This window comes from Peribacillus sp. B2I2, assembly GCF_041261685.1.
GTDB lineage: Bacteria > Bacillota > Bacilli > Bacillales > DSM-1321 > Peribacillus.
Genome location: NZ_JBGCCB010000001.1, coordinates 1,743,378 through 1,758,527 on the forward strand (window position 1 = coordinate 1,743,378; position 15,150 = coordinate 1,758,527).

A 15,150-nucleotide genomic window follows, 5' to 3' on the forward strand; every position below is an offset into this window, starting at 1 on the left:
GGTGAATCTAGAAAGGGTTTTACAATGAAATTGTTATTTATTGGAGATGTAGTGGGGTCTCCTGGACGTGACATGATCCAAGAATACCTTCCTAAGTTAAAAGAAAAGTATCGTCCGCATATCACGGTAATCAATGGGGAAAATGCTGCAAGTGGCCGTGGAATTACAGAAAAGATTTACCGCAGTTTTTTAGAGTGGGGAGCGCAGGCGGTGACCATGGGAAACCATACATGGGATAATCGCGACATTTTTAATTTTATTGATGATGCGAAATATCTCGTCCGTCCAGCGAATTTTCCAAATGGAGCACCAGGAGAAGGAATGAAATTTTTAAAATTGAATCAGCAGGAAATAGCGGTCATCAATTTGCAAGCTAGAACATTCATGCCGGATTTGGACTGTCCGTTCAAAAAGGCGGAAGAACTAGTGGCGGAGGCTCAAAAAAGGACACCAATCATTTTTGTCGATTTTCATGGAGAAGCTACAAGTGAAAAGCAAGCTATGGGGTGGTTCCTGGATGGTAAGGTTACAGCCGTTGTTGGTACACACACACACGTCCAGACAGCCGATAACCGTATTTTACCTGCGGGCACCGCTTACATATCAGATGTAGGCATGACAGGACCGTATGATGGCATCCTTGGTATGGACAGAGGGGCAGTCATTCATCGGTTCTTAACTAGCCTTCCTGTCCGTTTCGAAGTGCCTAAAGAGGGCCGGACCCTATTAAGTGGAGTTCTCCTTGAAATTGATGATAAAACTGGCAGTGCTAAAAAAATAGAAAGAATTTTGATTAACGAAGATCACCCCTTTTATAATTGATTTGAATGGATGGACAGTTAAACTGGCCATCCATTTTTTCATTCTTTAATAAATGGTGGACAATCCCGGTTTTCTTTGTCATACAAGTTTTACTTGATGAATATAGTAGCAGTGGAAAGTGTTATAACTATTGAGCCAAGTTAGAATCGGCAGGGAAAACAAGGAGGACTAGGAATGGAAATATTAAAAGTTTCAGCAAAATCTAATCCTAATTCTGTAGCAGGCGCACTAGCGGGAGTGCTCAGGGAAAGAGGGGCAGCCGAAATACAAGCAATCGGTGCAGGTGCGTTAAATCAAGCCGTCAAGGCAGTAGCAATCGCAAGAGGGTTTGTCGCACCTAGTGGAGTTGACTTGATTTGTATTCCTGCCTTTACAGATATACTTATTGACGGCGAAGAGAGAACGGCAATAAAGCTAATCATTGAACCAAGATAATTTCATGAGTGGGTGTCCTGTTTGTCGAATGGCGAGCAGGCTCTTTTTTGTCCTGAAATCCAAATGACGAAAAACCCGGGTCCCTTTATAATGGAGTATATGATCCTTTAAGGGACAGGGACAGGAAGGGGGATTACATTGGCAATTTTTGATGCACATTGTGATGTGTTGATGAAGATGTTCATAGATCCGGATATTACTTTTTTGGATAGTGATAAATTACATATAACGAAGCGGGGATTATTGGATCAAGGAGGAAAAGTCCAATGTTTTGCAATATATATTCCTGAAAAAGTACACCCTGATATGAGATTTCAAGCGGCTTTGGCAATGGTGGATATTTTTCATGAAAAGATTTTATCAGAGCCGGAAATGAAATTTATAAAAAGCAAGGCAGACATCGATTCTCTAAAAGAAAAGGAAATAGGTGCGGTGCTAACTTTGGAGGGGTGCGATTGCATTGGAAATGATTTGTTGAAACTTAAAACCCTAATTCATCTTGGAGTGTCCTCAGTAGGTCTAACTTGGAATTACGCCAACTTGGTAGCTGATGGTGCATTAGAATCAAGAGGCGGCGGATTGACAGGGTTTGGAGCGGAGGTGGTGGCGCTTTTGAATGAGAAGTCAATTTGGTGTGATTTATCCCATTTATCTGAAGTTGGATTTTGGGACACCCTAAAACTGGCAAAATTCCCAATTGCCTCACATTCGAATGCCTATCATCTTTGTTCGAATCCGCGAAATTTGAAAGACGGCCAGATAAAAGCCCTTTTACAAAAAAATGGAGTGATAGGGGTAACCTTTGTCCCTCAATTTCTATCAAATGGTGATTCGGCTTCGATAAAGGATATCTTGAAACATATAGAGCATATATGCAATTTGGGCGGGGAAAGACAAATTGGATTAGGCTCTGACTTTGATGGAATCGATCATATGGTAGAAGAATTAATGTCATATAAGGATTATCATAACCTTATCAATGAACTGAACAGGCTTTATTCAAGTGAGTTTGTAAAAGGCCTCCTTTTTGGTAATTTCACTCGTAATTTTCCGCTTAAATAGGAAATATTTTAAGTGATTTTTAATTCTTACTATATAGATATGAATAAATATTCTGAAAATATAAAAAATAAAAGCAAAAAGGTTGCAATTTAATGATTTAACCGATAGAATTGAAAGCGTTTAGTACACCTTTTCTATATTAGAACGATTAATTATACATAGTCGAATGTTCTGAAGAGAGGTGCGTTTTAAATGCATTTATATACGAACGTCCTAAAGGAGTGTAAGACATGATCAATCAACTTTCATGGAAAGTTGGCGGACAACAAGGTGAAGGTATTGAAAGTACAGGAGAAATATTCTGTATTGCCCTCAATCGCTTAGGTTATTACTTGTATGGCTACCGTCATTTCTCATCCCGAATCAAGGGTGGACACACGAATAACAAAATTCGTGTAAGTACTACGGAAACTCGTGCTATCTCTGATGATTTAGACATCTTAGTTGCTTTTGACCAAGAAACAATTGACGTCAATTATAAAGAATTACATGAAGGTGGCATCATAATCGCAGATGCAAAATTCAAACCTGTCTGCCCAGAAGATACAAAGGCAGAATTATATATTGTTCCATTTACGGAAATAGCAGGGGAATTAGGAACATCATTAATGAAAAATATGGTCGCTATCGGTGCGACATGTGCTGTTCTGGGAATGGAAATTTCCGTATTCAACGATGTGGTTGATGAAATATTCGGCCGTAAAGGTGAAGAAATCGTTAAGAAGAATATGGATGCCATTACTGCTGGCTACAAAGCAATGGAAGTGATGCTTGGAGAAAAACTGGGCGCAATGGAGCTGGAAAAGGCAGACGGCCAAAAACGATTGTTCATGATCGGAAACGATGCTATCGCTTTAGGCGCAGTTGCAGGCGGTTGCCGCTTCATGGCAGCTTACCCGATTACTCCGGCCTCGGAAATTATGGAATACCTAATTAAAAAACTTCCTCAATTGGGTGGGACTGTCATACAGACTGAAGATGAAATCGCAGCAGCTACAATGGCGATTGGTGCAAACTATGGTGGTGTACGTGCCATCACAGCTTCAGCTGGACCTGGACTTTCATTGAAAATGGAAGCGATTGGTCTAGCGGGCATCACCGAGACGCCAATTGTCATTGTCGATACTCAACGTGGCGGTCCATCTACAGGACTTCCTACAAAACAGGAGCAATCCGATTTAATGGCCATGATTTATGGTACACATGGTGAAATTCCTAAAATCGTCATGGCTCCGAGTACAGTCGAGGAAGCTTTTTATGATACGGCAGAAGCATTCAACCTTGCAGAGGAATATCAATGTCCAGTTATCATTTTATCCGACTTACAGCTATCACTAGGTAAACAGACGGTTCAGCCGCTTGATTACGGAAAAGTGGAGATAAGACGCGGTAAATTGGTGGACTTTGAAATTGAAGAGGATGAAAACAAATCATACTTCAAGCGTTATGAAGTAACTGAAGACGGGGTTTCCCCACGTGTAGTTCCTGGAATGAAAAATGGAATTCACCATGTTACAGGTGTTGAACATGATGAAACGGGCAGACCTTCTGAAACGGCTTTGAATCGTAAAGTGCAAATGGATAAACGGATGCGTAAGCTTAATAATCTTACAAACACATTCCATACGCCAGTATACAAAAACACACCGCATGAAGAAGCGGATTTATTAATTCTTGGTTTTAACTCAACACGCGGGACGATTGATGAAGCGATCGGCCGGTTAGAAACGGATGGAATGAAAGTGAATCATGCGCAAATCCGGTTGATACATCCTTTCCCAGCTGATGAAGTCCTATCATTGGTGCAAAGTGCCAAGAAAGTAGTAGTTATTGAAAATAATGCGACTGGACAATTGGCTAATATTATCAAGATGAATGTCGGACATGTTAATAAAATTAAAAGCATCCTAAAATATGATGGCAACCCATTCCTCCCGCATGAAATTCACACACAATGCAAGGAGATGTTCGAATATGGCAACGTTTAAAGAGTTTCGTAATGATGTAAAACCTAACTGGTGTCCTGGCTGCGGTGATTTCTCCGTTCAGGCTGCCATGCAGCGTGCGGCAGCAAATGTAGGATTGGAGCCGGAGAATTTGGCTGTAGTTTCCGGTATCGGCTGTTCAGGGCGTATATCCGGTTACATCAAGTCATATGGTTTCCACGGAATCCATGGCCGTTCACTGCCAATTGCCCAGGGAGTGAAAATGGCCAACCGTGAATTGACCGTTATAGCTTCTGGCGGTGACGGAGATGGATTTGCAATCGGGATGGGACACACCATTCATGCGATCCGTCGTAATATCGACATTACTTATATTGTCATGGATAACCAAATTTATGGATTGACAAAAGGCCAGACTTCTCCTAGGTCCGCTGCTGGATTTAAAACGAAATCCACTCCAGAAGGATCAATAGAACAGTCTGTTTCACCTATGGAATTAGCATTGTCAGCTGGCGCTACGTTTGTAGCCCAAAGCTTTTCCACTGACTTAAAAGACCTGACGGCGATCATTGAAGCAGGGATAAACCATAAAGGATTCTCCTTTATCAATGTTTTCTCTCCATGCGTAACTTATAATAAGATCAATACGTATGATTGGTTTAAACAAAACTTAACTAAATTGAACACGATTGAAGGCTATGATTCATCGAATAAAGAACAGGCGATGCAGACTTTGATGAAACATGACGGCCTTGTGACAGGGATTATTTATCAAGACTCTTCACGTCCTTCGTACCAGGAATTAGTGCCGGGTTATGCTGAAGAAGCGTTAAATAAATCAGATCTTACACTGGATCAAGCACATTTTGATAAGCTTGTTGAAGAATTTATGTAAAACGAAAAGGTTCACCCCTAAGATGGGGTGAACCTTTTTTGTGATTAATTGGAAAGCTCAAGTAGAGAGAATCACTATACTCTCTGGATTAGCTTACCACCAACCGTTATTGCATCCAAAGCCGCCGAAGAAATTGCAACGATTCCTTCTGCAACAACAATGGTGATGGCGGTCCCGATCGCGGTCCCGATCCCGATCGCGGTCTCTATCGCGGTCCCGGTCGTGGTCCCGATCACGGTCTCTATCGCGGTCGCGCCTATTACAGCCTCTCACAGCACGACAAAAATCGTCTGCGATTCTGTCGTTATTATTATCATGATGGTGATTATTGTTACATGACATATAAGTCACTCCTTCGTTTATTTTGGTTGTACAAGATATCTTATTCGAGAGCGGACAAGATGCTATAGAAACATGGCCCATTTAACGAAAATGTACGTATGCCCCAAGATCATCGTTATTTATGTGAAAAGGCTGGTACAAAAGCGATTATGGTATTTTTTTAATTAGTTTTTCATATCTTTACATATTAAGGTAGATGAATAGAACAGCCCTATTTCAGGGGGAGTGTAAATGTTGAGAGGGAAAATGAAAGCAGTGGTCAAACATCACCGAGGTTTTGGGGCACAATTACAAGTTGTGGATATTCCAGATATTCGTGATGACGAAGTCTTGATTCGAGTGAAATTGACCTCGATCTGTGGAACGGATATTCATATTTTCACCTGGGATAAATGGTCGCAGGGAAGAGTGAATCCGCCATACGTATTTGGACACGAATTTGCTGGGGAAGTAATCGAGATAGGGGCAAGTGTGAGCAATGTTTCAGTTGGTGATTGTGTATCTGCCGAAACACATATAGTTTGCGGTACATGCAGGCAGTGCTTAACAGGACAATTCCATATTTGTAAAAAAACCAACATTATCGGTGTCGATAAACAAGGGTGCTTTGCAGAGTATATAGCTCTGCCCGCCAAAAATCTATGGAAAAATCCAAATGATATGCCACTCGATATCGCTACCATCCAAGAACCGATGGGAAATGCCGTCCATTCAGTGCTTGCTGGCGAGGTACTGGGTAAAACGGTGGCCATAATCGGCTGTGGTCCAATTGGGCTTATGGGAGTTGCTGTAGCGAAGGCTGCAGGTGCTGATAAAGTAATCGCTCTTGATATTAATGATTATCGACTTCAGCTTGCCAAAAAGATGGGGGCTACAGACCTCATTCATTCAATTAAACAGAATCCACTGGAAATCACGAAAGGTCTGACAAATGGGGATGGAGTGGATGTGGTTTGCGAAATGAGCGGTAATCCGATAGCTATCGAACAAGGGTTTAAGATGGCGACAAACGGTGGAAGGATATCAATTCTAAGTCTGCCGTCTCAGCCCGTCACTCTTAATATAACGGATGATATTGTATTCAAGGGTCTTATTGTCCAAGGGATAACCGGAAGGAAAATGTTTTCAACCTGGCAACAGGTTTCCAGTCTGCTTGGAAGTGGCAAGGTTGATGTAAAACCAATGATTACACACCGTTTTCCGCTAAGCGATTTTGAGAAGGGATTTGAACTGATGATCAAAGGTCAGTGTGGTAAGGTGCTTCTGATACCTTAACCATCTGAAAAGGAGGAGAAATGAGAGGTTTTGAATCAACTGGAAATAGGATTATCTGGATTTGAAAAAGCTGATAAGGTGCCAGGGGTCATCCAATAAATGAATAAGAAGAGGCTAATTTCGTCATAGTGAATATACGAATCAAGCCTCTTCTTTCATGTTCTTATTTTCGGCATTTGTGAAAAGTTTCTTACAATTGAAGAAGGCACGACAGAATGATTGTTTCTTGCTGTTAAAAGCTTTATACTATGTTAATGTGGATATATCACACTTAAAAGCTAATATTTACTGGTAATTCTTAATAATGAATCCGTATAAAAACCATTAGAAGATAGGTCTTGAAATAGTTGGGGAAAGAAATAAACTAACTATTTTGAAAGGAGATTAACTATGAACGAGAAACAACGTTTAGAATCACAACAAGTACAGGCTGAAAATCCAGCGGACAAAAAATCCGATAAGGACTTCAGTAAGTACTTTCAAGCCGTTTATATTCCGCCTTCCTTAAAAGATGCGAAAAAGCGAGGAAAAGAAGAAGTAGAATATCATGATGACTTTGCAATTCCTGAAGGTTTCCGTGGGATGGGAGAAGGCAAAAAGTTTTACATTCGTACATACGGCTGTCAAATGAACGAACATGATACTGAAGTCATGGCGGGCATCTTTACGGCACTTGGTTATGAACCGACAAACACGGTGGATGATGCTAACGTCATTTTACTTAACACATGTGCAATTCGGGAAAACGCAGAGAATAAAGTGTTCGGTGAATTGGGGCATTTAAAATCATTAAAATTGGAAAAGCCGGATCTATTGCTTGGGGTTTGCGGTTGTATGTCGCAAGAGGAGTCAGTTGTAAAGCGGATTCTTGAGAAGCACCATTTTGTAGATATGATTTTCGGAACGCATAATATCCACAGGCTGCCACAAATTCTTAATGAAGCTTATCTATCCAAGGAAATGGTCATTGAGGTTTGGTCTAAAGAAGGTGATGTAATCGAGAATCTTCCGAAGGTGCGTAAAGGCAAAACGAAGGCATGGGTCAATATCATGTATGGCTGCGATAAGTTTTGTACATACTGCATCGTACCTTACACAAGGGGGAAAGAAAGAAGCCGCAGACCTGAAGATATCATACAGGAAGTCCGTCATTTAGCGGCTCAGGGTTACAAAGAAATAACTCTGCTTGGACAGAATGTGAATGCTTATGGTAAAGATTTTACGGATATCGAATATCGTTTCGGTGATTTGATGGATGAAATCCGCAAAATCGATATTCCGCGTATTCGTTTTACGACAAGTCATCCCCGTGACTTTGATGATCACTTGATCGAAGTCCTGGCTAAAGGCGGAAATCTCGTTGACCATATCCACCTTCCTGTTCAATCTGGAAGTACGGACACACTTAAAATCATGGCCCGTAAATATACACGTGAGCAATATTTAGAGCTGGTAAGAAAGATTAAGGATGCTATCCCAAGTGCATCGCTAACAACTGACATCATTGTAGGCTATCCGAATGAAACGGAAGAGCATTTTGAAGAAACGATGTCTTTATACCGCGAAGTTGGTTTCGATGCAGCGTATACTTACATTTATTCACCACGTGAGGGAACACCGGCTGCGAAAATGCAGGATAATGTACCGATGGAAGTGAAAAAGGAACGTCTGCAACGCTTGAATGCCCTTGTCAATGATACGTGTGCGTTGAAAATGAAAGAGTATGATGGACAGATTGTTGAAGTGCTTGTTGAAGGCGAAAGCAAGAAGAATGCGGAAGTATTAGCAGGTTATACAACGAAAAATAAGCTCGTGAACTTCAAAGGACCAAAATCCGCTATTGGCCAAATCGTAAAAGTGAAAATCACCGGTACGAAAACATGGTCATTAAATGGGGATATGGTTGAAGAAGCAACGGCGATTGAGGTGGAGTAATATGACGAAATATACTAAAGATGACATCCTGTCAAAAGCGGCCGAGCTTGCTGAAATGATTGCCAGCACGGAAGAAGTCGATTTCTTTAAACGGGCAGAAGCTCACATCAATGAAAACCAAAAAATCCGTGAAATGATCGCAAGTATCAAGAGTTTGCAAAAACAGGCGGTAAACTTCCAGCATTACGGAAAAGAGAAAGCATACAGCCAAGTTCAGGCCAAAATTGATGCACTGGAAAAACAATTGGATGAACTTCCGATCGTCCAAGAATTCAAGCAATCCCAAGTTGATGTAAATGATCTCTTACAAATGGTCTCATCACAAGTATCGAATAAGGTGACGGACCTGATTATTGAATCGACCGAAGGCGACGTCCTTCGCGGGGAGACTGGTTCACAGGTACAAGCCGGCGGCGGAAGCTGTTCATGAATATGGCAAAGCCCTTCTGATTTCAGAAGGGCTTTTTTATATTGCGTAAATCCTTATACAGCGCCCATTCGTGACACATATCCCAAAACATGAGCATAAAATAACCTAGGTTTAAAACATTACTGCAGTTTTCAAACAATTAAAATTCTACGCACACTAGACTTTTACCACGCATAGGATGAATGGAAACTGTATGAGGAGGGTTCGCTAGCATGTCACAATATAGAGAGATAATTACTAAAGCGGTGGTGGCAAAAGGACGTAAATTCACAAAGTCCTCTCACACCATTTGCCCGGCTCATCATCCTTCTAGCATTCTAGGTTGTTGGATCATCAACCATAAATACGATGCAAAGAAAGTCGGCAAAAAGGTAGAAATTCACGGCAGCTACGAAATCAACGTCTGGTATTCTTATAACCATAATTCGAAGACGGAAGTTGTAACTGAAAAAGTGCAATATACCGACGTGATTTCGCTGAAATACCGTGATCCCGATTGTCTTGATGACCATGAAATTTTTGCAAAAGCTGTCCAACAGCCGAATTGTTTAGAAGCTTGCATCTCCCCATGTGGACAAAAAATCATTGTCCATGTGGAAAGGGAATTCTTTGTGGAAGTCGTCGGCGAAACGAAAATTTGTGTCGCTGTTAGTCCAGATGGCTGCTGTGAGGATGACTGGGGCTCTGATTTCGATGATGAGGAATTTGAAGATTTAGATCCGGATTTCCTTGATGAATTCGAAGACGAATAGAATATAGAAAGTAACTACCGGATGACATTCCCTTCATCCGGTTTTATTTAATTTGAAACAGGACAGGACCCTTGCAGGCATAACGATGAGAAACCAAAAAAAGTTTGCAGATACTGCCAGCATACAACAGTTAATCTCACAAGGATAATTGATTTACCATTCAATTTCGAATTCAGGCAATGTTGCTTTCCCGTATGTTATAATGAAGGACATAAATGAGTAATAGATTTTAGTTTGGAAAGGTTTTGAAGGAATGGCTGGATATACTCCGATGATACAGCAATACTTAAAAATTAAGGCAGAGTACCAGGATGCCTTTTTATTTTTTCGTTTAGGCGATTTTTATGAAATGTTTTTTGACGATGCACTGAATGCATCCCAGGAGCTCGAAATCACATTAACGAGCCGAGAAGGTGGTAGTGAAGACCGAATTCCGATGTGCGGCATTCCGTATCACTCGGCTGCTAATTATATTGATATATTGATAGAAAAAGGATTTAAAGTAGCTATATGTGAACAGACTGAAGATCCCAAGCAAGCCAAAGGTGTGGTACGCAGGGAAGTTGTCCAGCTGATTACACCGGGAACGAAAATGGATAGTAAGGGCCTTCGGGAAAAGGAAAATAATTATATAGCCACTATCACTTATTTTACGGATGGGCAGTTTGGCTTTGGGTACAATGATTTATCGACCGGGGAGAATAAGGTCACTTTGATTGAGAGTTTTGAAGAAGTTCTGAATGAATTTGCCATCCTGGGTGCGAGCGAAGTGGTCATTGCTGAAGATTTTAATGAAGAATGGAAAAAAAAGCTGCAAGAACGGGGTGCTGCCGCTTTATCCCTAGAGAATAATTTGGTTCAAAGCGAGTCATTCGTTGCATTGCTTCATCTGTTAAAAGACCAGAAACTGGCAACGACGACCACACGTTTATTAAATTATCTATACCGTACTCAAAAGCGCAGCCTGGATCATTTACAGCCAGTGCTTGCATATGAAACGTCACAATATATGAAAATTGATTATTATAGCAAACGCAATTTGGAATTGACTGAAACCATTCGTTCGAAAGGCAAAAAAGGTTCATTACTATGGCTGCTTGATGAAACGAAAACAGCCATGGGCGGAAGGATGTTGAAGCAATGGATTGATAGACCGCTCATTAATAAAAAACAGATCGAGCGGAGGCAAAGCCTTGTTGAAACCCTGAAAAATCAATACTTCGAACGGCAAGACTTACGTGAACGGCTTAAGGAAGTGTACGACTTGGAGCGGCTTGCCGGAAGGGTCGCCTTCGGGAATGTAAACGCTCGGGACTTGATTCAATTGAAACGTTCATTGCAACAGGTGCCAATCATTCGTGAAATCGTGAAGTCCATGGCTTCCAATCAGGATATTTCAATTCTTGCCGATAAATTGGACCCTTGTGAAGAAGTGACGGATCTGCTTGAAACGGCGCTTGTAGAAAACCCGCCATTGTCCGTGAAGGAAGGGAATATCATTCAGGACGGTTTCCATAAGGAGCTGGATACGTACAGGGATGCCAGCAGAAACGGGAAAACCTGGATTGCACAGCTGGAACGAGAAGAGCGGGAACGCACAGGGATCAGATCATTGAAAATCGGATATAATCGTGTTTTTGGCTATTATATTGAAGTCACACGAGCCAATTTGCATCTGCTTGAAGAAGGGCGTTATGAACGGAAGCAAACACTAACGAATGCCGAACGTTATATCACACCTGAATTAAAAGAAAAGGAAGCTTTGATTTTACAAGCAGAGGAAAAAAGCGTCAGTTTGGAATATGACCTATTCCTTAATCTTCGTGAAGAGGTCAAAAGCTATATCCCGCGCTTACAGGATTTAGCGAAAGGCGTCAGTGAACTGGATGTCCTGCAGTGCTTTGCGACGATTAGCGAAGAACGCCATTATGTGAAGCCTGTATTTTCTGATGATAGAAGAATCGTCCTGAAGGAGGGCAGGCATCCAGTGGTCGAGAAAGTCCTTCAATCACAGGAGTATGTCCCCAATGACTGCTTTATGGATGGAGAACGGGAGTTACTCTTGATCACAGGGCCCAATATGTCGGGGAAAAGTACGTATATGCGTCAGATTGCGCTAACATCGATTCTAGCGCAAATTGGATGCTTCGTGTCCGCAAGTATAGCTGAATTGCCTATTTTTGATAAGGTATTTACTAGGATTGGCGCGGCTGATGATTTGATTTCCGGTCAAAGTACATTCATGGTCGAAATGCTTGAAGCAAGAAATGCGATTATGAATGCGACAGAAAACAGTTTGATATTATTTGATGAGATCGGGCGGGGAACATCAACTTACGATGGAATGGCGCTTGCCCAGGCCATCATTGAATACATTCATGAGGAAATTGGTGCCAAGACCCTCTTTTCGACTCATTATCACGAATTGACGGTATTGGCATCAGAACTGCCTAAATTGAAAAATATCCATGTCAGTGCTATTGAGCAAAATGGAAATGTCGTTTTCCTTCATAAAATTAAAGAAGGTCCAGCGGATAAAAGTTATGGTATTCATGTTGCAAAGCTTGCTGATTTACCGAAGCAGTTAATTGATCGGGCGGCAGCCATTTTAGCGCAATTAGAGAATGAAAATGGACAAGCAAAGGCGATGGCTGAACAGCCCGCTGCTGTTGTCAAAGCACCAATTGCCGAAGCTGAAGCTGAAGCCTCTCCTGTAACATCCGCCAATGAGGCACAGCTTTCCTTCTTTGGGGAAGAGGCTCCTAAAGGGAAAGTGAATTCTTCACCTAAGGAAAAAAAGGTGCTGGATGACATTAAATCACTCGATATCCTTGAAATGACGCCGCTTGAGGCGATGAATATCCTTTATAAATTACAAAAGAAACTTAAATGAGAAAATAAAGCGAGGCGATAATAATGGGAAAAATCATGCAGCTTGACGAGGCTTTGTCCAATAAAATCGCAGCTGGCGAAGTTGTGGAACGCCCAGCCTCAGTCGTTAAGGAACTTGTGGAAAATTCAATAGATGCAAACAGTACCATAATAGAGATTGAATTGGTGGAGGCTGGCCTTGGTTCAATCCGGATCGTGGACAATGGCGATGGGATTTTGGCCGATGACATAGAGGCAGCATTTAAACGACATGCCACAAGTAAAATAAAAGATGAAAATGACCTCTTCCGAATTCGAACACTTGGCTTTCGCGGTGAAGCAATGCCCAGTATTGCTTCAGTTTCCCGTTTCGAATTGAAAAGCAGCACGGGTGAAGGTGTAGGGACGCGCATACTTCTAGAAGGCGGCATGGTTAAGGAACTCGAGGCTTCATCCGGCCGTAAAGGAACGGATATCCTGGTTTCCGACTTGTTTTACAATACTCCTGCAAGGTTGAAATATATGAAGACCATTCATACCGAGCTAGGAAATATTACGGATGTCGCTAATAGGCTCGCACTTTCGCACCCGGATGTTTCAATACGGTTATCACACAATGGGAAGCGTATCCTGCATACGAATGGGAACGGGGATGTCAGGCAGGTGCTAGCTGCAATCTATGGTACGAATATCGCCAAAAAGATGATTCCGATTCAGGCAAGCTCCTTGGACTTCAAATTATTCGGCTATATCGTTATGCCTGAGGTCACCCGGGCTTCAAGGAATTATATATCAACCATGATAAACGGCCGCTTCATTAAAAACTATGCACTCGTGAAAGCGATCTTGGATGGGTACCATACACTTCTTCCAATTGGCCGTTTTCCAATCGCTTTGTTGAATATTGAAATGGATCCGATTCTTGTCGATGTCAACGTACATCCATCCAAAATGGAGGTAAGGCTCAGCAAGGAACAGGAATTGTACAGTCTCGTATCAGAAACGATTAAATCTTCCTTTAAAAAGATATCTCTAATTCCAAGTGGATATACACCTGCACCAAAGCCGGAACAAGTGAAAAGTGAGCAAACTACGCTGGAATTGGACCATGTCGTGGAAAGCGGGAAGCGCGTCCTTGAAGAAGCCAGGAAAGAAGCTTCACTCTTGAAGGATACCTTGATCCGGGAAAAGCAGGACCAAAAGAAACATATGGAGCTTGTTGAGGATTTCAATCTCGAACCAATAAAGGAATTAATCTACAGCAACGAACAGCAACAAATGGCAGATACCTATATACCGGTCTTACAAGATGATGAAAGCAAACCATATTTCGAGTCGGCTGAAAAGTATACAACCTATACTGTCGAACAAGAGGAAGAAATCGAGGGGAATGAACCGGATAGTCGAATCCCTCCCATGTACCCAATTGGACAAATGCATGGAACATATATTTTCGCCCAAAACGAAAAAGGTTTGTACATCATAGACCAACATGCTGCCCAGGAACGGATCAAATACGAATATTTTAAAGAAAAAGTCGGACGGGTCGAAAACGAACTACAAGATATGCTAGTCCCCATCACCCTTGAATTTTCGACCGACCAATGTATCCGGATAAATGAATATCGGCATGAGTTGGAAAAAGTCGGAGTCTATTTAGAAGAGTTTGGCTATAACGCCTATATTGTCCGATCGCATCCACAATGGCTCCCTAAAGGAATTGAACAGGAAATCCTTGAAGAAATGATAGAACAATTGCTATCGATGAAAAAGGTCGACATCAAAAAATTGCGCGAAGAAGCAGCTATCATGATGAGCTGTAAAGCCTCCATTAAGGCAAACCGCCATCTGCGCAATGATGAAATTCAAGCACTATTGGATGAACTAAGACGGACAACCGATCCCTTCACATGCCCTCATGGAAGACCGATCATCATCTCTTACTCCATTTATGAAATGGAGAAAATGTTTAAGAGAATCATGTAATTAAAAGCAATGGAGAACCCTTATGTAATGGGGTTCTCCATTGCTTTTTTAGTTAAATGACCACAAAATGACCACATTTATTGGTCCATGCTCTTTTTTCCTAGTGCTTTTGAAAAGTTTTCTGCAGAGGAGTCCTGTATATTCTGAGTAACATGACTATATTTATCTAATGTGATAGAAACTTTTGAATGTCCTAATCTTTCTGATACCACTTTAGAATTTTCTCCAATCTCCAACATTATAGTTGCATGTGTATGGCGTAAATCATGAAATCGAATCCTCTTCATTCCTGCAAGCTTAATATCATAAAGAAACTGCTTGTGAATCGTATTTGGGATTGACTGGCTCTCCACCAAAAGCAGACTTCTTAAAACAGAATAATGAATGAAATTACATCAT

12 protein-coding genes and 1 pseudogene are annotated in these 15,150 nt (G+C 41.5%); 12 read left to right on the plus strand and 1 reads right to left on the minus strand.

All coding sequences use genetic code 11. The annotated features are described in order from the left end of the window. Positions 1-24 precede the first annotated feature (24 nt). The 12 genes from ABIE66_RS08845 to mutL all read left to right on the plus strand — a co-directional run bounded on the left by ABIE66_RS08845 (position 25) and on the right by mutL (position 14,751). Complete coding sequence (locus ABIE66_RS08845; RefSeq protein ID WP_370014425.1) at positions 25-822, plus strand: TIGR00282 family metallophosphoesterase; 798 nt, start codon at positions 25-27, stop codon at positions 820-822. Between the two features lie 174 nt (positions 823-996). After that, complete coding sequence (gene spoVS, locus ABIE66_RS08850; RefSeq protein WP_029281188.1) at positions 997-1,257, plus strand: stage V sporulation protein SpoVS; 261 nt, start codon at positions 997-999, stop codon at positions 1,255-1,257. 138 nt (positions 1,258-1,395) lie between these two features. Then, complete coding sequence (locus ABIE66_RS08855; protein ID WP_370014426.1) at positions 1,396-2,319, plus strand: dipeptidase; 924 nt, start codon at positions 1,396-1,398, stop codon at positions 2,317-2,319. A 230-nt stretch (positions 2,320-2,549) separates the two neighbouring features. Continuing rightward, the gene (locus ABIE66_RS08860; protein ID WP_370014427.1) at positions 2,550-4,307 is read left to right on the plus strand and encodes a 2-oxoacid:acceptor oxidoreductase subunit alpha; all 1,758 of its coding nucleotides are present in this window, start codon (positions 2,550-2,552) and stop codon (positions 4,305-4,307) included. Continuing rightward, positions 4,294-5,160, plus strand: coding sequence for a 2-oxoacid:ferredoxin oxidoreductase subunit beta (locus ABIE66_RS08865; protein ID WP_289324439.1), 867 nt, complete (start codon positions 4,294-4,296; stop codon positions 5,158-5,160). The genes ABIE66_RS08860 and ABIE66_RS08865 overlap by 14 nt, the downstream gene beginning before the upstream one ends. Before the next feature lie 48 nt (positions 5,161-5,208). Beyond that, positions 5,209-5,499, plus strand: a complete 291-nt coding sequence (locus tag ABIE66_RS08870; protein WP_370014428.1) for a hypothetical protein — start codon at positions 5,209-5,211, stop codon at positions 5,497-5,499. Positions 5,500-5,736: 237 nt separating this feature from the next. Beyond that, the gene (gene tdh, locus ABIE66_RS08875) at positions 5,737-6,777 is read left to right on the plus strand and encodes an L-threonine 3-dehydrogenase (RefSeq protein WP_370017006.1); all 1,041 of its coding nucleotides are present in this window, start codon (positions 5,737-5,739) and stop codon (positions 6,775-6,777) included. Between the two features lie 390 nt (positions 6,778-7,167). Further along, the gene (gene miaB, locus ABIE66_RS08880; RefSeq protein ID WP_370014429.1) at positions 7,168-8,712 is read left to right on the plus strand and encodes a tRNA (N6-isopentenyl adenosine(37)-C2)-methylthiotransferase MiaB; all 1,545 of its coding nucleotides are present in this window, start codon (positions 7,168-7,170) and stop codon (positions 8,710-8,712) included. A 1-nt stretch (position 8,713) separates the two neighbouring features. Beyond that, complete coding sequence (locus tag ABIE66_RS08885; RefSeq protein WP_289317090.1) at positions 8,714-9,142, plus strand: YlbF/YmcA family competence regulator; 429 nt, start codon at positions 8,714-8,716, stop codon at positions 9,140-9,142. 212 nt (positions 9,143-9,354) lie between these two features. Next, entirely contained in the window at positions 9,355-9,894 is a 540-nt protein-coding gene (locus ABIE66_RS08890; RefSeq protein ID WP_289324441.1) for an outer spore coat protein CotE, read from the plus strand. A 253-nt stretch (positions 9,895-10,147) separates the two neighbouring features. Next, positions 10,148-12,787, plus strand: a complete 2,640-nt coding sequence (mutS, locus tag ABIE66_RS08895; protein WP_370014430.1) for a DNA mismatch repair protein MutS — start codon at positions 10,148-10,150, stop codon at positions 12,785-12,787. A 23-nt stretch (positions 12,788-12,810) separates the two neighbouring features. Next, positions 12,811-14,751 carry a DNA mismatch repair endonuclease MutL gene (gene mutL / locus ABIE66_RS08900; RefSeq protein ID WP_370014431.1) on the plus strand — a complete coding sequence of 647 codons (1,941 nt, stop codon included), beginning with the start codon at positions 12,811-12,813 and terminating at the stop codon, positions 14,749-14,751. Positions 14,752-14,828: 77 nt separating this feature from the next. On the opposite strand, the pseudogene ABIE66_RS08905 reads toward mutL, so the two are convergent. After that, a pseudogene (locus tag ABIE66_RS08905) lies at positions 14,829-15,083 on the minus strand (tyrosine-type recombinase/integrase); the annotation flags it as partial. Positions 15,084-15,150: the final 67 nt, after the last annotated feature.

Excerpts from the sequence above, each read along its gene's own strand:
- miaB (WP_370014429.1), top strand. The coding sequence starts at position 7,168 with ATGAACGAGAAACAACGTTTAGAATCACAACAAGTACAGGCTGAAAAT.
- ABIE66_RS08845 (WP_370014425.1), top strand. The coding sequence starts at position 25 with ATGAAATTGTTATTTATTGGAGATGTAGTGGGGTCTCCTGGACGTGAC.
- ABIE66_RS08890 (WP_289324441.1), top strand. The coding sequence starts at position 9,355 with ATGTCACAATATAGAGAGATAATTACTAAAGCGGTGGTGGCAAAAGGA.
- ABIE66_RS08860 (WP_370014427.1), top strand. The coding sequence starts at position 2,550 with ATGATCAATCAACTTTCATGGAAAGTTGGCGGACAACAAGGTGAAGGT.
- ABIE66_RS08865 (WP_289324439.1), top strand. The coding sequence starts at position 4,294 with ATGGCAACGTTTAAAGAGTTTCGTAATGATGTAAAACCTAACTGGTGT.
- spoVS (WP_029281188.1), top strand. The coding sequence starts at position 997 with ATGGAAATATTAAAAGTTTCAGCAAAATCTAATCCTAATTCTGTAGCA.
- mutL (WP_370014431.1), top strand. The coding sequence starts at position 12,811 with ATGGGAAAAATCATGCAGCTTGACGAGGCTTTGTCCAATAAAATCGCA.
- ABIE66_RS08885 (WP_289317090.1), top strand. The coding sequence starts at position 8,714 with ATGACGAAATATACTAAAGATGACATCCTGTCAAAAGCGGCCGAGCTT.
- mutS (WP_370014430.1), top strand. The coding sequence starts at position 10,148 with ATGGCTGGATATACTCCGATGATACAGCAATACTTAAAAATTAAGGCA.